Annotated in this window: 13 protein-coding genes; 8 read left to right on the forward strand and 5 right to left on the reverse strand. The window is 43.7% G+C overall.

The genetic code is table 11. The features are described 5' to 3' along the window. The first annotated feature begins 254 nt into the window (after positions 1-254). The 7 genes from ACYRY3_RS40960 to ACYRY3_RS40990 all read left to right on the forward strand — a co-directional run bounded on the left by ACYRY3_RS40960 (position 255) and on the right by ACYRY3_RS40990 (position 10,322). Positions 255-1,826, forward strand: a complete 1,572-nt coding sequence (locus ACYRY3_RS40960; RefSeq protein WP_460207576.1) for a cation:proton antiporter — start codon at positions 255-257, stop codon at positions 1,824-1,826. 574 nt (positions 1,827-2,400) lie between these two features. Further along, a complete protein-coding gene (locus ACYRY3_RS40965) occupies positions 2,401-3,111 on the forward strand; it encodes a PEP-CTERM sorting domain-containing protein (protein WP_460207577.1) in 711 nt (236 codons plus the stop codon). A 317-nt stretch (positions 3,112-3,428) separates the two neighbouring features. After that, positions 3,429-3,683: a MoaD/ThiS family protein gene (locus ACYRY3_RS40970; protein WP_460207578.1), complete on the forward strand. Its 255-nt coding sequence runs from the start codon at positions 3,429-3,431 to the stop codon at positions 3,681-3,683. 318 nt (positions 3,684-4,001) lie between these two features. Continuing rightward, on the forward strand, positions 4,002-5,114 hold the full coding sequence (locus tag ACYRY3_RS40975; protein WP_460207579.1) for a C1 family peptidase: 1,113 nt from the start codon (positions 4,002-4,004) through the stop codon (positions 5,112-5,114). A gap of 382 nt (positions 5,115-5,496) precedes the next feature. Beyond that, positions 5,497-7,386 (forward strand): response regulator, encoded by a 1,890-nt coding sequence (locus tag ACYRY3_RS40980; protein WP_460207580.1) that lies wholly within the window; start codon positions 5,497-5,499, stop codon positions 7,384-7,386. A gap of 35 nt (positions 7,387-7,421) precedes the next feature. Beyond that, entirely contained in the window at positions 7,422-9,905 is a 2,484-nt protein-coding gene (locus tag ACYRY3_RS40985) for a PAS domain-containing sensor histidine kinase (protein WP_460207581.1), read from the forward strand. 6 nt (positions 9,906-9,911) lie between these two features. Next, on the forward strand, positions 9,912-10,322 hold the full coding sequence (locus tag ACYRY3_RS40990) for a response regulator (protein WP_460207582.1): 411 nt from the start codon (positions 9,912-9,914) through the stop codon (positions 10,320-10,322). Here the strand turns inward: ACYRY3_RS40990 and ACYRY3_RS40995 are convergent. After that, the gene (locus ACYRY3_RS40995; RefSeq protein ID WP_460207583.1) at positions 10,319-11,287 is read right to left on the reverse strand and encodes a tetratricopeptide repeat protein; all 969 of its coding nucleotides are present in this window, start codon (positions 11,285-11,287) and stop codon (positions 10,319-10,321) included. The two genes, ACYRY3_RS40990 and ACYRY3_RS40995, sit on opposite strands and share 4 nt — an antisense overlap. Positions 11,288-11,665: 378 nt before the next feature. On the opposite strand from ACYRY3_RS40995, the gene ACYRY3_RS41000 reads away from it, so the two are divergent. Continuing rightward, the gene (locus ACYRY3_RS41000; RefSeq protein WP_460207584.1) at positions 11,666-12,073 is read left to right on the forward strand and encodes a response regulator; all 408 of its coding nucleotides are present in this window, start codon (positions 11,666-11,668) and stop codon (positions 12,071-12,073) included. Positions 12,074-12,079: 6 nt separating this feature from the next. On the opposite strand, the gene ACYRY3_RS41005 is transcribed toward ACYRY3_RS41000, so the two are convergent. From ACYRY3_RS41005 to ACYRY3_RS41020, 4 genes are read right to left on the reverse strand one after another with little or no spacing between them, the layout of a single operon-like run. Further along, positions 12,080-14,359, reverse strand: a complete 2,280-nt coding sequence (locus ACYRY3_RS41005; protein ID WP_460207585.1) for an SdrD B-like domain-containing protein — start codon at positions 14,357-14,359, stop codon at positions 12,080-12,082. Continuing rightward, positions 14,356-17,892, reverse strand: a complete 3,537-nt coding sequence (locus tag ACYRY3_RS41010; RefSeq protein ID WP_460207586.1) for a TonB-dependent receptor — start codon at positions 17,890-17,892, stop codon at positions 14,356-14,358. Before ACYRY3_RS41010 ends, ACYRY3_RS41005 begins: the two co-directional genes overlap by 4 nt. Further along, the gene (locus ACYRY3_RS41015) at positions 17,889-19,454 is read right to left on the reverse strand and encodes a hypothetical protein (RefSeq protein WP_460207587.1); all 1,566 of its coding nucleotides are present in this window, start codon (positions 19,452-19,454) and stop codon (positions 17,889-17,891) included. Before ACYRY3_RS41015 ends, ACYRY3_RS41010 begins: the two co-directional genes overlap by 4 nt. A 35-nt stretch (positions 19,455-19,489) precedes the next feature. After that, on the reverse strand, positions 19,490-20,062 hold the full coding sequence (locus ACYRY3_RS41020; RefSeq protein WP_460207588.1) for a hypothetical protein: 573 nt from the start codon (positions 20,060-20,062) through the stop codon (positions 19,490-19,492). Positions 20,063-20,119: the final 57 nt, after the last annotated feature.

The following is a 20,119-nucleotide window of genomic DNA, read 5'->3' on the forward strand; positions in this document are numbered from 1 at the left end:
CTTAGGTGTTTTTCACTACCACTTTAGGTAGCGATTAAAATCTAACTTCAGGATTAGTGGCATTAAGGAACAATCTGGTTAATATATTAACTATTGTAAAAACCGTAGCTTATTTGCTTTTTGACCACAGATGAACATGGATTAGCGTAGATTTTGTCTCAGTGTTTGTTCGTCTTTATCTGTGGTCTTCTCTCATGAAAATCAACTTCTACAATAATTAGGAAAAAGCTGTCAATTCTACCCAGAATATTGTTATGTTGATTGCTACGGCAATAGCAGAAGAAGCGATCGCTGCTAACCTCAAGCAGTTTCTTTTAGTACTGACAGTGTCTTTAGCAGTAGCGACACTATCGCAGACAGTAAATTGGTTTCGTCAAATACCCTACACCTTACTACTGGTGATAGTAGGCTTGGGTTTAGCCTATGCTGATGTCCGTCTGGTCAGTCTCTCTCACGAACTCATTTTATTGATTTTTCTGCCACCCTTGCTGTTTGAAGCCGCATGGACTTTAAAATGGTCTGAACTCAAGCGGAATTTACTACCAATTTGTCTGTATGCAGTACTGGGGGTCGTGATTTCAATCCTAGGAGTCGCAATCGGTCTAAATCAAATCGCCGGACTGTCAATAACTACAGCATTACTTATTGGAGCAAGCCTTTCTGCCACCGATCCAGTTTCAGTGACTGCATTATTTCGGGAATTGGGTGTTCCGAGTCGTCTGGTGACACTCATGGAAGGAGAAAGCCTATTCAACGATGGTATGGCGGTAGTCGCCTTTAGTTTTTTAGTTGCACTGCCTTTAGGAACAGTTGAATTAGCACTGCAACCAATACTAGTAGAACTGGTAACAGTCGTAGGTATTGGTGTAGGAGTAGGAGCATTGATAGGGTTTGGTATCTCCTACCTCACCCAACGGTTTGATTTGCCACTGGTGGAACAATCTTTAACATTCGTTTCAGCCTACGGGACATACTTAATTGTTGAAGACTTAGGTGGATCTGGAGTGATTGGGGTTGTCACCACAGGCTTAATATTAGGTAACTATGGTTCTCGCATTGGCATGAACCCCCGCACTCGGGTAACCGTCTCCCAATTCTGGGAATTTTTAGCGTTCTTTGTCAACTCAATTGTGTTCCTCCTGATTGGGGACCAGATACGCTTTGCCAGTTTGAGTGAAAATTTTACAATCATTGCGATTACAGTGGGAGCAATGATTTTGATGCGGGCTGTTGCCATCTTATCGCTCTCTCAGTTAAGCAATCTTTTGCAAGTCCCAAACATTCCCTTAGCCGACCAAACTGTATTGTGGTGGAGTGGGCTGCGCGGTTCGGTATCTATTGCCCTAGCACTGAGTGTTCCTACCACTCTCCCAGAAAGAGAACAAGTCATTCCCACTGTCTTTGGTGTAGTATTATTTACATTACTAGTGCAGGGATTAACGACCAAACCATTACTGCAAACACTCAAACTTTTAGGTGACCAACCCTTACGCGAACGGTATTCGGAGTTGCTTGCACGGGCTGTGGCACTCAAACGCGTTTTCCAGCATTTGAATCAAGACTCAAGACCGGGCGTTGAGCCTGAGTTTTACCGCTATCAGCAAACTCTTGTTAAAGGCGAGATAGAAAATATAGAAGCAGAAATCGACCGACTCCAAGATGAGTATTCCAATCTTCGTAACTTCACAACCGAACAACTGCGTGGAGAACTTTTGGCGATCGAGGCAGACACCTACGCTGAATTTCTGCGGATGGGGCGGCTAAATAAAGAACTTTCACCCCTGCTGCAACAAGTCCTGCAAGAAGGCGATGAAAAACACGGATAAAAGCAAAAGATAAAGAAGATAATTCTCAAACCTTGTCTCATCCAAAGTAAGTGTTAAAAACCCGGTTTTTTCCAAACAACCGGGTTTGAGCGGATGCTACTCTTTCTAGCATGAAATTACCATGTAGGGTAGGCATTGCCCACCACAATTTATATAGATATCTGTTTAGGAGTGGTCAGAAAATTCACTCCCCTGCTGACACTATCTCCCTTCCTAAGGGCGATTATAAAGGTATTGCGACAATTTCAAATTATTACGAATTATTTAGAATTGGTATAGAATGAGAAAGGCATAAATTTAAATATATTCTCATATTCATTTCGATTTTAATAAAGATTATAATAATAAAAAATTTATAGCATACACATATTAAAAATTTTATTTTTTCTTTACATTACTCTCCATACACTGAGACTTTCACAAGTTTATCTTCATATGAAAATCTCATTTTTTGCATTCACTTCACAATAAAATTCAGTTGTTTTCCCGAGTTCACAAGAGTTTTGCTAGTGTTAGCTTTTATTCACGTCGAGATGCCTCAACTAAAAACTCTTTGATAAATAGGACGTGAAAAATGATTAAGCATACATTAGCTAGATGTTTAATGCCTTCACTAGCAGGTACTGTTATTGGATTAGCAACAATTATCTCAACAATTGGTAGCTCCGTTGCTGCTGTACAGTCTGTAACTATCAATGCTCCCGATAAATATTCAATATCACACGTTGTCTTGTTCTTACAAGATTCTTCTGGGAAAATTAGCACAGTAAAAATTGATAAATTTGCTGGTGGGATTATGAGCTACGATCCCACAAAGGTTTTGAGTTTATACCCCAATTCTCAGCTAGTAGCTTACTCAGTCAAAGCAGGGAATAATCAAGTTGATGGGACGAGCGACGCACTGCCAGTCATAATTGACAGTAGTGTAACGATGAGCCAGCTAAACATCAATCAGAAACCGATTGAAGAATACCTGTACAACAAATATCCCACTGGTAGCACCACTATAGTTGCTCAAACCCCACCCAGTAGCGACACTACAACAGGTACTCAAACCCCACCTAGTAGCGACACTACAACAGGTACTCAAACCCCACCCAGTAGCGACATTACAACAGGTACTCAAACCCCACCCACTGATAACAGCTATGTAGAGCCCAGCCAGCCAAGTAGTAATATTCCTAATGCTCCCAAGACAACTCAAGTTCCCGAACCGGGTACTATGGCTGCTCTTGCTCTCTTTGGTTTGGGTGGCTTGCTTGCAAAGAAAAAAGTCAAATCATAAGTTGCGTGATTCAAAATATTGGCATTAGGGTAAGCATTTATCTTTACCAGTTACTTGTCAGAAGCAAGACTTGCATTCTAGACTGGAAAACTCAAATACCCTTTTTAAAACTGGTAAATGCATCGATTATCAACTGTCATCAAATTCCCCTTACGCAAATTTCTCGTGAGGGGAAACTTATTTTATGGTTACACATCATATCTGGTTGATTATTTGCGATACCCTGATTTGACTCCTACCCTTGGTAAGGAGAGGGTACCGTCAGGCGAGTAGGGTAAAATTTTTTGATATAAAGTATAATTTCTAAGGTCAAAACTATGTCTGCAGTTACCGTTACCGTTAAATTATTCGCAGCTTACCAAGAGGCATATGGTGTATCAGAATTAGTACTGGAATTTCCTGAAAGTACACCTGTTGTAGCGGTGCGCGATCGCCTCATTGCCGAACATCCCGAACTTGCCAAATTAAAGGATATTACTCGCTTTGGGCTGAATCTCGAATTTGTGGAACCGGAAACTATTTTGAACAACGGTGACGAAGTGGTGTTAATTCCCCCTGTAAGTGGTGGGTAGATAATTCTCTTTTCAAGCAACTTCCAATCCTCAGGCTTTTAATGAGTGGGTAAACGATAAAACCAATTGCCAGTGCCTCTGCAATTGAATAAGTCAGGGGCATACTTAGAATAACACCGCCAGCAAAAACAAAACTGCTACTACCACAGATGTAAAGCCACTTCGCCCCCCTTCAGAGATTCTTGAGGCAGATTCAAGATAGGTGGTACATGGAGAAGTACCGCAAAAGATTTTGGATGACATGGTGTTGGATGAGAAAAGCTTTACGAACTATTGATGATGGGTTATACAGGTATGATATTCAACAAATAAGTAACAATGTTTACTAAAAATAAAAAACATCGCATTGGTGGTTATCGTCCGGGGAAAAAATCTGAAAACGCCCATTTCCATAAAGCAGAGCGTTTTGGTCGTAACCAGTTACCACCCAAGGTAGATCTCCGTAAATACATGACCGATGTAGAAGAACAGGTCGGTAATAGCTGTGTAGCAAATGCATTTGTAGGTGCTTATGAATACCTGGCTCAACGAACTTTAGGGGAATCTGGAGATGTAAGCCGTTTGTTTGTGTACTATAACGCTCGGAGCCTTGATGGTAGCGAAAACGAAGATGGAGGCACACAAATGGAATATGCGATCGAGGTTCTCACTCATTATGGAGCTTGCTCTGAGGAAATTTGGCCCAATGATGAGGAACTACTTTTTGAGGAACCGGATGATAGTGCCTACGAACATGCTGCCAACTTCACAATTGAGGAAGCGGAGTTTATTGAAACCGACCTTGACCTATGGCGACATACTCTGGCAGAAGGTTATCCCATTGCCTTTGCTCTCAACACATTTGAGTCTTTTGATGATGCCACAAAAAATCGGGGACGTGTACCTATCCCCAAAAAGTCCGATAATGTCCGTTCTACTCATGGATGGCATGCAATGCTCTGTGTTGGCTACTCTGATAAAGACCGTATATTTATCGTGCGTAACTCATGGGGTTCGGAATGGGGAGACCGGGGATATTGTTACATTCCCTACAACTATGTCATGCATCCGGATTACAATGGTCACGACTCATGGATTATTAAATCTGTCAGCGATCTTGACTTCAGTGCAGAGGTCTGGGAAGAAGACGAATCATTCTTTGCGGATGAAGGTTCTCTGTTGCTCTTCGACTTTTATGTAAGTACGTACTACCCAGATGATTTTGTTGAAGCTTTAGATAATCTCTGTCTGAGTTATGTAGAAAGCGAGGAAGAGTATTACTTTGATTACGAATACGAAGAACAGGAGGATGAAAGTTTTATCGTTAATATCCTCAATTTTGACCTCACAATTGATGATGATAGCGAATTTCTGGAAGAGCTAAATGCACTGTGTGAGGAATATGCTATTGATGAGGATTATGATTACAGTCAATCGAAGTATGAAGAATAAAGTATAAAGTATGAAGTATAAAGGATAAAGTATAAAGTAAACACTATCAATATCCATAAATGAATGGGCAAGTATCTATCTACTCATATCTTGCACCATCGTCTTATTGCAAAAATCAAAGCCCAAAAAGCTTATTGTTTCGTAGGTAGGGCTAAAGCCCACCAGCCCTCCCAATCGAAGGTGCAAGATGTCAGTCTATAAACCTACTTTTTATCCTTTATCCTTCATCCTTACTATCTATAAACCTACCTTTTATCCTTTATCCTTCATCTTTGTTGAGATCCTGCTTAACTGCTACAATATTGTAATGAATTATACATAAAAGCTGTTGATATAGTAGAATTGAGAACAAGAACAAATTTACGTAATCTCGGGATCGGGAATGAAAATTCTGGTAGTAGAGGATGATAAACCAACCTCTGCAGCCCTGACAGAAACGTTAACGGCTCATAACTACGTCGTTACTACTGTGGCTGATGGTTCAACAGGTCTGCAACTGGCACAGCAATTTGAATATGACCTCGCTGTATTAGACGTTATGTTGCCAACCATTGATGGCATCAGCCTTTGTCGTCAACTGCGTTCTCAAAACTGTCAAATGCCAATCATGCTACTAACTGCAAAAGATAGCAGCATTGATAAGGTCATGGGATTAAACGCAGGTGCTGATGATTACATGGTCAAGCCCTATAATTTATCAGAGCTCATCGCTCGAATTCGTGCTTTACTACGACGAAGTAGAACTGCTGTTGTAACTTCGGTGCTGGCTTGGGGAAAACTGCAACTTGACACTAACAACCGCACAGCCACATATGATGGAAAGCCTTTGCATTTAACAGCAAAAGAACATCAGTTACTAGAGCTTTTTCTGCGAAATCCACATAGAATTTTTAACAAAAGTGCAATTTTAGAACATCTGTGGTCTCACCCGGAATATCCAGGAGAGGATGCTGTTAAAACCCATATTAAGGGGCTGAGGCAGAAATTAAAAGCAGGTGGAGTGACTGCAAATTTAGTCGAGACAGTTTACGGCTTGGGATATCGGCTCAAATGCCTGCTTGAAGATGAGGAACAGACATTTGCAACCTCTGGATCGCAATCAACAGAAACAAACAGGCAGCAAGCCGAAGCTATGGTCGTTGCGTCAGTTGCAAAACTATGGGAACGGTTTAAAGATAGCTTTATTGATGAAGTGGCATTGTTACTACGGGCGGTGAATGCTTTACAAGCCAATGTTCTTGAAGTTGAGGAACAGCAACAAGCAAAGCAGGTGGCACACAAATTAGTCGGGGGATTGGGGTCTTTCGGCTTGATTGAAGGTTCAAGATTGGCACAAGAAATTGAGAAATTGCTCCAAATCAAACATTTAAAACAGTTTCAAGCACAACAGTTATTGGAACTGGTTGGATTGTTGCAACTGGAATTGGAGAAACCCCTGCCAGCAAAGACTCCTGCTTTATCTGGTGAAGTTGAACCCGCTTTCATATTGTTGATTGATGATGATGTGGCTTTGATAGAACGAATGAAGTTGGAAGCAACTGCACGAGGTTTTCAAATAGATGCAGTAACCTGCTTGACTGATGCTAGAGAGGCGATCGCAAACAATCCTCCCAATGCGATTCTACTCGATTTGACCTTTGCCGATACCAATGAGAGTGGATTGGATTTCTTAGCGGAACTCAGAGAGCAAAATCCAAATATTCCAGTCATAGTTTTAACTGGCACAAGTAACTTGTCAAACAGGTTGGAAGTTGCCCGCCTCGGAGGTCGTGCCTTTATACACAAATCAGTTTCTTGTAATGAAATACTCAATGTAGTTTATCAAATACTCAGTCAAACTCAGCCACCAAAAGCCAGAGTGATGATTGTAGATGATGACCCAAAAGTACTAGCTACTGTGTCCGGTTTATTACACACCTGGGGGCTTCATGTCATAACCCTAGCGGATGCACAACAATTTTGGCAGGTTCTGGAAACCTCGGTTCCAGATCTCCTTATTTTAGATATAAAGATGCCTGACTTTGACGGGATTGAACTTTGTCAGGTAGTACGTAACGATCCCCAATGGAGTCAACTGCCCATACTGTTTTTGTCTGCGTGTTACGATATGGAAACAGTTAATCAGGCATTTACAGCAGGTGCAGATGATTACCTTCAAAAACCGATTTTAGGAGCGCAACTTATTGCCCGTGTTTTTAATCGGCTAGAGCGAACAAAAATCCTTCCCAGTACAGGCAACTTTCTTTGGAGGACTGACAAATCTTTGCTATAAAAATCGGAGGGTAAAGAACGGAGAACAAGATTATCATGAAGCCCTGGCTTCAACGCAAAGTCATTATTGGTGGTCTCGGGTTGGCATTCCTAACGCTTTTAAGTTTTGTATGGAACCGCTACATACAATCGGGATTTTTTTTAACTATTGAGCTATCCGCCTTTCAATATCGCACCGTTTCGCTCATTGCGTTAGTTGGCTACAGCCTGAATTTTGGGCTGTTGTGTTTCATGTACTATCTGTTGAATCGCCAGATAATTGAGCGTCAGCAGGTGAAACAGGCATTACGGGAAAGCGAGCAGCGGTTCCGCAGTGCCTTTGAGAATGCTGCTATTGGTATGTCTTTGGTATCTCCTGATGGACGTTGGCTGCGGGTTAATCGTTCTTTGTGCGAAATTGTGGGCTATTCAGAATCTGAACTGCTAGCGACAACTTTCCAAGCAATTACTCATCCTGATGACTTAGATACCGATTTGGACTATGTGCGCCAAATGCTCCGTGATGAGATTCGTTACTACGAGATGGAAAAGCGATATCTTCATAAACAAGGGCACATAGTCTGGATTTTGTTAAGTGGCTCCCTTGTACGCGATTCAGATGGTCAACCGCTTTACTTTATTGCACAAATTCAAGACATCACTCGACGCAAACAGGTCGAAGAAGCGCTGCGGGAAAGTGAAGAACGCTGGCAATTGGCCCTGCGAGGTAACAATGATGGAATTTGGGATTGGAACGTTAAAACAAACGAAGTTTTTTTCTCATCCCGGTGGAAAGAAATGTTGGGGTATGAAGACAACGAAATTTCCAACCATCTTGATGAATGGGCAAAACGCGTTCATCCTGATGACTTGCCTTGGGTTAGCCAGGTCATCCAAGACCACTTTGCTAAAAGAACCCCTTTTTATATTAGCGAACACCGGGTATTATGCAAAGATGGAACATATAAGTGGATTCTAGATCGGGGACAAGCGCTTTGGGATGAAGCGGGCAATGCAGTAAGAATGGCAGGTTCCCATACTGATATTACCGAACGCAAACAAGCAGAGCAAGCATTGCGAGAGAGCGAAAGACGATTTCGAGCTATCTTCGACCAAACTTTTCAATTCGTCGGTTTACTCAAGCCGGATGGTACTCTTTTAGAAGCAAATCAGACCGCTTTGGATTTTGGTGGTATAACTCACGCAGATACGGTTGGTCTCCCTTTTTGGGAAGCGCGATGGTGGACGATTTCAACTGAAACTCAAAATCAATTAAAAGATGCGATCGCCCGTGCTGCTAGAGGTGAATTTGTGCGTTATGAAGTAGATGTACTCGGGGCAAAAGATACAGTGGCGACCATTGACTTTTCCCTCAAACCATTTCTGGACGAAACAGGAGAAATTGTTCTGTTGATTCCAGAGGGTCGGGATATCAGCCAACGCAAGCGAGTTGAGGATGCATTACGGCAAAGCGAAGCCTTGTTTCGCTCCTTAAGCGAGTCATCCCCTGTAGGGATTTTTAGAACTGATGCTCGAGGAAATTGCATTTACACGAATCCCCGATGTCAGGCAATTTGTGGTTTTACCTACGGGGAAGCTTTGGGAGAAGGTTGGAAACCTTTTGTTCATCCCAAAGATTTAGAGCCATTTTTGTCTGACTGGGCTAAGGCGGCTGTAGCTAAAAAAGAGTTTTTTACAGATATAAGATGTTGTCATCGCGACGGTACCATCCGATTTTGTCGCTTCCAAGCAGTTCCTATTCTTTCAACAGAACAGCAGTTAAGCGGTTATGTCGGTACGGTAGAAGACATCACTGATGCTAGAGCCATAGAAAAAATGAAGAACGAGTTTATCTCAATCGTCAGCCATGAGTTGCGAACACCACTGGCTTCCATTCAAGGGTCTTTAGGGTTACTGACCTCTGGACGGCTCAACAGCCAACCTGAGAAGGTGCAGCGAATGTTAGAAATTGCAAAGGCGGAAACCGAACGTTTAACCCGTTTGGTGAGTGACATTTTGGATTTAGAACGATTGGAATCCGGCAAAATAGCTATCGAGAAAAACTTATGTGACACTGCAACCATCATGTTACAATCTGTGGAATCTGTAAGAACCCTTGCGGAAAAATCTCAAATCGGGCTTAAGGTATCTCCCCTATCGGTTCAAGTATGGGCTGATTCTGACCGCATTATTCAGACTCTTGTCAATTTACTAAGTAACTCTATTAAATTTTCGCCACCAGGAAGTACTGTTTGGTTGAGTGCAGAACTCTCTCAAAACCCATCACTCAACACCCCTCAAGTCTTATTTAAAGTACAAGACTGGGGTAGGGGTATTCCATCTGATAAGCTAGACAGCATTTTTAGGCGGTTTCAGCAAGTTGATGCAACAGATTCTCGTACTAAGGGAGGAACGGGGTTAGGATTAGCTATTTGCCGCAGTATTGTGCAGCAGCATGGTGGACAAATCTGGGCTGAAAGCGTTTTAGGACAAGGAAGCATTTTTTACTTTACCTTGCCACTGCCACCAAAGTCGAAGTAAATTATTATGCTGAGTACAAATGCTGAAAACCCTGTTTCACTCATGGCAAGGCGAATTCTACTAATAGATGATGAGGAACGTCTCCGGGAGGTAATTCAAACATGTTTGGAAGTTATGGGCGACTGGGAAGTCATAACCGCAGGAACAGCTGCTGAAGGGTTGCTCAAAGCGGAAACTGAACGACCCGACGCCATTTTACTAGATGTGATGATGCCTGAAATGGATGGTATCACTCTATTTGGTTATCTACAACAGAACCCTGCAACTCAATCTATTCCCGTGATTTTGCTCACCGCTAAAATGCAACCCGTCGATCGCCTTCAATTCGAGAAACTAGGTGTAGCAGGAGTTATAGCCAAACCTTTTGATGCTGTGACACTAGCAGATCGAGTAGCTGAATTGCTTAATTTTAGTTAGCAACTGAGCAAAAAATAATTAATTTCTAGAAAATTTACTGGTTTTTCTACAAGGGCGATACCAACCTCTTGCTTAACTTTCAAACTCAGTTTACTGTAGTAATTTGACCTTGTTAAATCTCCTTGGTAAAAATATGCCTCTGCTAAAGATTGCAGGCAATGAGCTTCTTCCAAGCGATGCCGAAACTGACGAGCCATTCTCAAACTCTCGTGGCAAGTTTGGATAGCTTCCTCAATCAAGAATCTATCCATATAAAGTTTTGCCAACTTCCTCATATTTTGGATCTCTAGCTTGCCTGCACCTATTTCCCTTGCAATATCCCAACTTTTATTGTAATATTTTGCTGCTTCAGTCTTGGCATTTATAGCTTGATAATGGATTCCCTGCTGATGCAAAGCATGGGCTTCCAAAGATTGCAAACCTAAGTTTTTAGCAACGACTAAATATTGCCCTGTTGTCTCTATAGCTCGGGCATATTCACCCATAAAAGAGTAAGATGAGAGCATTTGATAAAGAACTGTCACCTCGCTATATTTAGCAGATGTTTTTAGGAATATGGCTTGAGCCTGCTTGTAGTATTCTAGTGCTTGAGGAAAACCATCTTCATAATAAAAAGTGTCTCCTATCAGTGCAAGGGCATTCCCTTCTCCCTGGCGATCGCCAAACATTCGGAAAATGTCTATGGCTTGATTGTAAAACTCTCTAGCTTCGGAAAGTTTCCTCATCTCTAGATAAATATTTCCGAGGGTAAATTTTGATGTTATTCCTTTTAGAGGTTTTTCGGCATATATACCTAATAACTGACGAGCCAGACCTATTAAACCATTGCAACCCTCTATGTCTTCTCCTTTCGCTTTGAGAACAGATGCTTTCTGTAGGATTGCCTGTATCAAATCAGCATCAATCAAAGTTTGGTTGCATTTTATAATATCGCATCTTGCACTATTGGAATTTATTAATAGCATATCTATCAATTTTATATAAGAAATATGTCGTTTTTGATGCATTATGAACATCGATAATTTATCCATAAAATGTAATATTTTAATTCTTAAAAAGCTCTACTTGAAATTTATTGAAAAAAAGTGAGGAAATGGTGAGTAATTTGTAAATTTTTTCTCTGCCTTTGTCAAATTTTTGTTGACTTAGCCCTAATTTGTTAGCTAAGATTCACCGTTACCTCACTTTTTAATGAAAGAATTATAATGCATACCTCTTGTATCATTGAATTTACCAATGCATACTCATCAACTGGGGTTATTATCCATAACCCAAATTTTGCCCTCAGTTTTGGTTTATCGACAAGTGGTTCAAACTCAGTATAAAAATTGGGGAGTGGCAACATGACCACCAAGCGCATTTTGGTTGTTGACGATCAAGATTCTGTTCGAGAAGTCGTGCAACTTTGTTTTGAGGACTTGGCAGGATGGAAAGTCTTGACAGCTTGTTCGGGTTACGAGGGTTTGGCTTTAGCAGCGGTGGAAAAGCCAGATGCTATCGTTCTTGACGTAATGATGCCAGGAATGGATGGAATCACCTTTCTGCAACATCTCAAAGCCGAACCAACAACCCAGTTCATTCCTGTTGTCCTGCTGACCGCTCAATTCGAGTTGACGCAACCAAAGTACATAGAGCATTTGGACGTAGTAGGAGTCATTTCTAAACCCTTTGACCCTTTTTCACTAGCTGATAGTGTTGCTGAAGCACTTGGTTGGACTACCGGGGTTAAGGTAAAAGAAGGAAAACAGTAAAAATTCCTACTTCACCTGTCCTCTAAAGCGAATGTGTCCAAAAGAACTAGCAGGTGTACCGGAACCAGTGGCATTTGGTAGATCGCCCAAGTTCACCACAATGGCACCATTGGTGTTGGGACCACCACAAGAGATTTTGGGGTAAACGGTTGTGGGGTCAGCACCAGGAGGAAAATATTGCCCAGCATCACCATCAGACACGTTTGTCAGAGAGACTGTAGTGCCATTCTGGTAAAGAGCAATACCCCTGTCAGCACCAGTACCACTGTTAAAAGCAGTCGGGAGAAAGTTGGTGTTTTCCGGAACGCGATCGCACAAAAGCACTTTGGGAGCAGTTGCATTTCCCGTAGAAAGGAAGTAGATTGTGTATTCAATTTCATCACCGGGACGGACAGCCCCGCCGTTGATGCGTCCAAGCAAGTAACCGGGCAGCCAATTGGGATTGTTATCGTTAGCATCATGGGGAGGCGGTACGTAATTCGGGGAACTGCTGTCGTTGACCCCATCAATCAGGTCGCTAAAGGTTGTAGTATTGACAGCAGTAATCCGCTTCACCAACACCACATTGGCATTGGCAATAAATTTCACAAATCCAAAATTTTGTCCGGTAACCGAACTCCCGGAGACAGTGACAGCAAGGTGGTTTGGTGTAGTCAGGGTAAATCCAGCTGGGATATCGCTATCGGTTGTATCGACCTGAATTTTATAGCTACCATTGGTAACCGACGTGAAAGTGTAATTCCCATTGGCGTCGGTGACCTTGCTGTCAACTTCTTCTCCTGGGTCAATAATATTGTTATTGTTAGCGTCGTTGTAGAGTTTGACCGTAATGTTTGCCCCAAGACGGGGGTCTGTGCCATTGTCAAAAGAGTTGTTAGCATTACTGTCTTGATATAAAGTACCGGATATTGTGGCAGTTGCGATCGCTGTGGTATCGGTGCTGCTATTGTTGGAGTTATCGGAGTCAACAAATCCGGTTGGTGGAAAAACTCGCGCTGTATTGGTAATCGTTCCAGTTGCGTCAGGAGAGACAGTACCGCTTACAGTTAAAGTGATGCTTTGACCCGAAGCAAGATTTACCCCAGTCCAATTGCCAGTGTTTTTGTCATAAACACCAGTGCTGGGAGTATATTGTGTGTTTTGAATCGAGGCTGGTAGACCATCGGTAACAGTCAAGCTTGTGACAGGGACAGGACCGTTGTTTTTCACAGTAATTGTGTAAGTGATGGGACTACCCGGTTTGGTTTGGGTTTGACCATCGGTTTTGCTAATTGCCAGGTCGGTAAATTGAACCGAACCGAGGGCAAAAATACCACCACCTGCCATCAAATCCATACCACCCGTACTATCTGATGGAGTATCCTTAGGGAAATTACTCAGACCAACGAGGTCATTGCTTGTAGTGACATCTGGTGGGAAGAGTGCATACCCATAAAAAGTTTGATTGCCTGTTATACCCAGAGCGTCAAAGCTGAAAAAGGCAGCACCAATGGGTTGGAGCGTTCCAATAGAAGTTGTGTATCTTAAGTTAGCATCACCGGGGTCTTTCCGCATGACTTCAGTGATGACACTCTGATTGGTTTTTCCCATTTGTGACACATTCACGGTAATTAGCTTGCCAAACTTGCTTGGCTTACCCCCGGCATCAAGTTCTGTAATAGCAGCAATTTTGAAGTTGTCGTTTCCACCCCGCTCCAGAATCAAGAAACCAATATCTTTTAAGTTAGCCCCAGGAGCAGATAATCCCTTCGGCTCTATAAAGTCAACCCGCTCAATGTTATTGTTATTGCCCGCGACATTGCCTTGATTCCCAAAAATGTTGTCAGTCCCTCGATTAATCAAATCGGAAAGGAGTGCTTCTTCCATTGTCTTAACTGCGGTGGGTTTGACATTAAGGTTGTTCTGATTCAGAGAAAAGTTAGGACCGCGTTCGTAGAAGACAATTTCTCTGGAACCTACTATTGGTACTCCATTTTGATCGACAGTATCAACCCGATTCAGTTTGATTTGGCTAACAAGTCTCACGAATTGAAAATCACTATTTAACAATGTAAATGAATTGACCTTCAGATTATTATCCAAACCATCGTTAAAATTATGGTTTAAAACCCTGGTTCCGTTGACTTCCTTAATAGTATAGTTACCACTTGTGCCACCCGTTCCAGTTATATATGTGGCATTGAGTTGTTCCACTGCTGTCTGTGCGGGGGTACTTTGAGCGGAAAGACCCCACACCAAAGCAGCTGTCGGTATTGCCAAAAATGGCAGAACTTTCAATCTCTTCATATTTTTCTCTTCTGCATCTGTGCCAATGCTTTTTTGAGCTTGTTGACAACGGCTTGGGTGGAGGATTCTTGCTGTTGGCGAGGAGCGACTTTTTGCAATCCAAATCCGTCAAATAATTCATTTAGCTTGAGTGTTAAAGCCAAGTAGGGTCCTCCCCCACTCCGAGTCCCGGAAAAATCCCGGTCATCTACATTCCCAAACACGTAGCCGGCTCCCAAGCGCAGGTTGGGGCTGAGGTAATAACCGGCTTCGATAACAAAGCCGGTTTCCGTATAATCGCTTTGATGAATCCAACGTGCCTCACCTACCAAATCCATACTGTATCCCAAACGATAAGTTGCTCGTAGCTGTGCCAGATTTGTCATAGTTGTACCCACGAGGTCCTGGGCTAGGTAAGAAGTGCTGTTGCGAAGGGCATACTTGCCATAAAATTCCCATCTCCAGTTGGGCGCGTAAATTGCTTCTGCACCAAAGGTGTGGTCTTCGGTTCCGGTACCGCTACCTAAAAGAACTGTGTCGGGAATGGTGGATGGGTTTAGGCGATATTCATAACGCAACAAGGCATTAAACTTGTCGTTGTTGGGGTCGCGGTAGGCTAACCCGAATCGCAGATTGGCTGTATCTCCCAATTGAGTTAGTTTTTGATTGGCGGAACTGGCTTGTTGGTAGCGTAACAAAGCTGTCAGGGCAGGGGAAATCTTACCTGCGGCGGCAGCTGAAATCACGGTATTGGAACCACTTGAGGAGGTGCGATGCTCGTAACGGGCGCTGGCTTGGAATTTGGGATTGGCGGTATATTCCAAGCCCGCACTGTAACTATCGCCGCTTTCCAAGCCCAAAGCAAAAGCACTTTGACCGACTGCAAAGGGTTGGGCGTACTGCACTCCTGTCCCATTGCGACCAAAGAAGTTACCAAAGACGTGTTCGTAAGCAAGGTTGAGCCGCAATCCAGGAGCAATCGCCCATCGATGATTCAGTCCAACCGCACCCTGCATGGTCACTTCATTAGCCCCACCCAATATGGAGTAACGCCCCGTGATGGTGGTATCTTTCCAAAGTTTGTGTTCGCCGTTAATACTGAGGTTGGTGATAGAATTTCCGTCAAACTGACCTCTGGTGTAAAACTGTTGTGTTAAGCTCACATTGACGCCGGGAGTCACAGCCCAGTTTAACCCCAAGATAGTGCGGTCTGGATACACTGTATCGGTTTGGGATGATAGGGTCAGTTCGTTCTGGGCTAAAAAAGTCAGGTTGCGTGCTAGGGGTAGGGTCAGACGCGATCGCAACTGGTCGGAAGTTGTATTCTGGTTGCTAGTAGCCAAACGGTCAATGCGATCGCGATGCAACCAGTCCACATCTACAGTAGCTTTGCCTATGCGTTGCTGAATCCCCGCAGAAATGGTTGTGAGGGAATTATCCACCTGAGTTCCTGGTAGTGCTTCCGTTCTTGGGGAGAAGAGTTCCTCAAAAGTATCTAAAGGTTGAGGAGCAATGCCAAAGTTATCCTCATGGTCGTAAGTAACTCGCAAATTGGTAGTTTGGGAAACGGAGCCTGTCAGTTGTGCGCCGTATCGAGTTTGACCGGGGACAAAGCTCGTGGTGGCGTTATTGGAAAATCCCGCGTCAGCAAAACGATAATAAGCGCGACCAAAAAGACGCTTGGTAAGAAGCCCGGTAACTTCTACACGTGCCGCAGAACCACTGACAATTCCATTGGTGTTGGCTTCGTTGGTAGAATGAGCGTATTCTGCAATCAACTTGCCTTGAGTGCCCAGAGCAATTTGGGCATCCGCACCATAAAGTTCAAAATCCCTCGTCCCCTGGTTTTCCCTGAGATAGCTCGTTCCCAACCAACTTTCAGTATTGGGTTGGCGAGATAAATTGTATTGTACCCGTCCTGCAAAGATGTTGCTCTTACTATCCTTGCTATCGTATTGATAGGTGACAACAATCCGCCGGACGAGGACTTGCCCGGTGCTGTCTACATCTGTGCGTAAAACGGGTTGGCGGAATAATAAGGTTCCACGGTCGTAGTCGATTTCGTAGTCCGGGCCGCGAGAAAGCTGTTTGCGCTCTTTGACCGTACCGGGGCGGTTGAGTTCTTCTAACTCGATAAAGACATTTTCGCTACCCGGAAGTAGCAATCTTCTGGAGAGGAAGTAATAGCCGCTTGTGCCGTCGGGAGGAATGGTATCTCGTTGAAAGGCTTCTACGTTATTTCCGTAGAAACCCGTAACTTGGACATCCCCTATGTTATAATTGGCTTTGAAACCGTGCATCTGACGCGTAACGGCAGTAAACTGTTGGGAAGAACGGGCAAACTCTTCGGTGTTGTAGTCCCCCCACATCGCGTAGTCCGGGCTGGCGTTGGGGATGCTTGGCGAGCGCTCAAACCGCAGGTAAACGCTATCAATCGACGGCGTCATGACATCAACTTTGGAGCTGTCACCGTAAACTGGATAGGCTTGCTCGCTAAATTGATATGTTCTAAACAGGCGGTTGTCGCAATTGCAGTCTTCATTGAGAGCGCGATCGCTGTTGTATGCCCCTGTAAACAACCATTCTCCAACCGCCCCAGTGGCAAACACTGCGGAACGAACACTCAGTTGCGTACCGTTATCCCTGTCAGGAGGTAGAAAATCACGGAAACTGCCGTAATAATCCGTACCCCTTGCACCCAAACGCACGTCTATAACCCCAGTCGCGATGGAAGGACGCAGGGCTGTCTCAAATTGCAGTTGGGTATAGGCTTCTAACTGCCCGGTTGTCCCGAGTATTTGTACCGTCTGTGCTTCTAATCCAGATTTGAGGGTAGCAATAAACTCCCCGCCCCTCGCCTGTACCTGAAATCCCGGTTGGTCGGGTTTGCCATCGGCACCAACAAACTCACCCCCCGTTGGAATCAATGTGACAATGGCATCCCGGTTAGAAAGGTTACCACTTGCATCCAGCAGACGACCCCGAATTGTTGCCGTGGAACGTCTATCGGCAGGAATGCGGGATTCAACAGACTCCAATTGTAACTGAGTTGGGGCTCCTTTGACCTGTACGTATACAGTGGCGGGAGGCTCTGTTGACCCGATTGCAGTTGCCGTGATGGTATTGAGCCCTTCTTTCAAAGAAACACCGTACCAGGTTTGGGTGACTTGATTGGTATTTGCATCGGTTTCTGTACGACCTATTAAGGCAGGGTCTACTAACTCACCATTGACTCGCAATTCTACAGCCTCACCCACTTGAAACTGCAAAATGATTGTTGTCGCCGGTACATCAAGAACAGCATTGGGAGTGGGAGTGAGGATTTTCACCACTGATGTTGAAGCAGATATCACAGATGGTCTATCTGTGGGTTGTACATCTGTGGATTGCACGGAGAACTCAGGAGTTACATCTACATCTGTGATTTCATGGGTTGTCACATCACCTGTTGTCGCTTTTGTCATGGAGGGGCACAACACTACACTCAATGCCCCTGCCATCATACCCATCAGTTTTAAATTTGGAATATTAATGCAACGCAGCCGTTTGTTCATTTTTGCACCTCCTGTTGGAAGGTAGGGGTGACTGCGAAATTCATGCGTGCCATGCCACCGGGTTCTAAACGCACCAGGCGAGATTGGCTGTTACGTTCGCGGAAATAAAGATTGGGGGCTAAGGTATAACCAGAAAGGCTGGTCAGGTCTAGAACTCCGGTGTGGTTTCCGGGTAGAACATTAGCTACAGAAAACAAACCATTTACATCCGTGGTTATACGGTTGCCATCCTCCATGAAGATGACGGCATTGGGGATTCCAGGCTCTCCAGTTTGCTGTTCGCCATCAAAGTTTTTATCAACAAAGACGCGACCAATAATGGTGCCGCAGTCAGAGACAATCCCCCGTCGGATTTTTAATTGATGGGTAGCGGGTCCGTCTTTAACTGCAAAATTGTTGTCAGCGCGTTGAGCGTTGATGATGGCTGAATTTCGAGCGGAACCACGGACGGAATCTGGTGTGAGTTGGGCAGCATAGGCTATATTGAGCACTTTCCCGGAAGGAATCGGTACTGATGTTCGGAAGATAACTGTTGCTCCCTTTTCTTCTACTGTGATGGCAACTGCTTGACCTTCTAACTCACCTCGAATCGACTTGGATGCAAAGTCAAAGCCTAGAGGGAAGGTATCGGTTACTACCAGGTTGTTGAGACTGATATCGCTCTTATTTTTGATAGAGAGGCGGTAGATAACAGTATCTCCCGGTTCTGCAGTTGCGCGATCGCTCGTTTTAATAATTTGGACTTGTTGGCTTTGACACAACCCGACATCAAACTCAAAGGCAAATAAATTGAGCCCTACAAGTTCGGCATTGGGGACAATAACAACAGTTCCTTGAATATTGGTTTCCCCTGAGATACTAATAGGTTGACCATCTAAAGAAGTCGCCCTATACCGAAGGACATTATCTCCAATACTCTCAAGAATTGAAATTTTAATTCGCCGTTGGGAGTAAATCGAGTTTTGTGGAGGAGTCACCACCAAAATATAAGTTTTTCCAGGAGTCACTTGACCCTTGCTTGGATCTAATAAAAAGTTGTATTCACCCCCTCCAGAACTCGTTAAGGAAAAAGGATTGCTGTTGGCGGTATTTGGTCTTACCCCTCCAGAAACACCATTGTTAGGAAGATCGGGAAATTCCGTAGGTGTCAGAGAAACCAATCTTCCTAATTCCGTTCCCGATGGGTCATTGGGGCTAGATTCATACAAACCAACAGAAAAGCCGTTGTAATCAGCTAAAAGTTGTCCACCGCAACCTAAAATCTGTCCTTTTGGGTCAATAAGTGGGGTGGGTTTAACATCTATTTGACTGGAAGTTCCTTGAAATTGATATTCGCTATTAGAATCTGTATAAGTATATGTTGCTTGGTTAATAATTGTTGGGCGAGCAATTTGGTTTTCAACTTGGGCAAATGCAGAAGTGGGGCTGTGCAATACACCTCCCACCAAAACCGTTACCGCAAACCGCCCAAACCAGTTTTTCTTTAAATTTATATCGTGTCGCCAACTGCCATTAATTGTAGAGACGCGCCATAACGCGTCTGTACCTAGATCGTCGCTCATTGGTTTTAACCCAAACTATAAAATCCAAAATCACCTCAACGCACTTGTACCTGGTAAATCCCTTTCACTGTTGCTTTGGCGGGAATAGATGCCCCGAAATTCCAACGAACATGGGTGTACATTGCAACTGGCGCTGGTTTTGTTTCGGCTTTCCCGTTAGCAAGGGAAACTTTGACCGTGGGATTTTCTACAAAACTGCGTCCGCCATCAATGCTGTAGGTAATCTTTGTGCCATTGCTGCCATTTGTCGTAGCAGAATTAGGTACGTATACGGTTCCTAGAGGAATGGGTTGGTTAATAGCTAGATTTTTGACACTTCCATTGCTATTGTTGGCAGCACTTACCGTGTAGCGTACGACATCTCCCGGTTGTATCAAAGCTTTACCTTGCAATGCTTGCCAACTCACGGTTTGCTTACCCTGAACTTGCTGGATGACTCTCTTTTCTGCATCTAAGCGCAGTTGCACTTGCCCTTTTGCTTGGGTGTTTTGGGCAATGGCAGTTCCTGAAAAATTTACTATTACTGAAATCTGGCTGACAAGAGGAGCTGTAGATAAGAATGCTAAGAGTGCAAGCGCTCTTACACCTGCTATTGCAAATTGTTTCATATTAATCTCAGTACTTTGATGTTTGTTTTGAAATAAAAATTCGCTCCCCTCTTTGTA

It is taken from the genome of Scytonema sp. NUACC21 (assembly GCF_054684315.1).

What these genes read in the sequence shown, in the direction of transcription:
- ACYRY3_RS40960 (WP_460207576.1), top strand. Translation starts at nt 255, where the DNA reads ATGTTGATTGCTACGGCAATAGCAGAAGAAGCGATCGCTGCTAACCTC.
- ACYRY3_RS40975 (WP_460207579.1), top strand. Translation starts at nt 4,002, where the DNA reads ATGTTTACTAAAAATAAAAAACATCGCATTGGTGGTTATCGTCCGGGG.
- ACYRY3_RS40970 (WP_460207578.1), top strand. Translation starts at nt 3,429, where the DNA reads ATGTCTGCAGTTACCGTTACCGTTAAATTATTCGCAGCTTACCAAGAG.
- ACYRY3_RS41005 (WP_460207585.1), bottom strand. Translation starts at nt 14,359, where the DNA reads ATGAAGAGATTGAAAGTTCTGCCATTTTTGGCAATACCGACAGCTGCT.
- ACYRY3_RS40965 (WP_460207577.1), top strand. Translation starts at nt 2,401, where the DNA reads ATGATTAAGCATACATTAGCTAGATGTTTAATGCCTTCACTAGCAGGT.
- ACYRY3_RS41015 (WP_460207587.1), bottom strand. Translation starts at nt 19,454, where the DNA reads ATGAGCGACGATCTAGGTACAGACGCGTTATGGCGCGTCTCTACAATT.
- ACYRY3_RS41020 (WP_460207588.1), bottom strand. Translation starts at nt 20,062, where the DNA reads ATGAAACAATTTGCAATAGCAGGTGTAAGAGCGCTTGCACTCTTAGCA.
- ACYRY3_RS40995 (WP_460207583.1), bottom strand. Translation starts at nt 11,287, where the DNA reads ATGCTATTAATAAATTCCAATAGTGCAAGATGCGATATTATAAAATGC.
- ACYRY3_RS40980 (WP_460207580.1), top strand. Translation starts at nt 5,497, where the DNA reads ATGAAAATTCTGGTAGTAGAGGATGATAAACCAACCTCTGCAGCCCTG.
- ACYRY3_RS40990 (WP_460207582.1), top strand. Translation starts at nt 9,912, where the DNA reads ATGCTGAGTACAAATGCTGAAAACCCTGTTTCACTCATGGCAAGGCGA.
- ACYRY3_RS41000 (WP_460207584.1), top strand. Translation starts at nt 11,666, where the DNA reads ATGACCACCAAGCGCATTTTGGTTGTTGACGATCAAGATTCTGTTCGA.
- ACYRY3_RS40985 (WP_460207581.1), top strand. Translation starts at nt 7,422, where the DNA reads ATGAAGCCCTGGCTTCAACGCAAAGTCATTATTGGTGGTCTCGGGTTG.
- ACYRY3_RS41010 (WP_460207586.1), bottom strand. Translation starts at nt 17,892, where the DNA reads ATGAACAAACGGCTGCGTTGCATTAATATTCCAAATTTAAAACTGATG.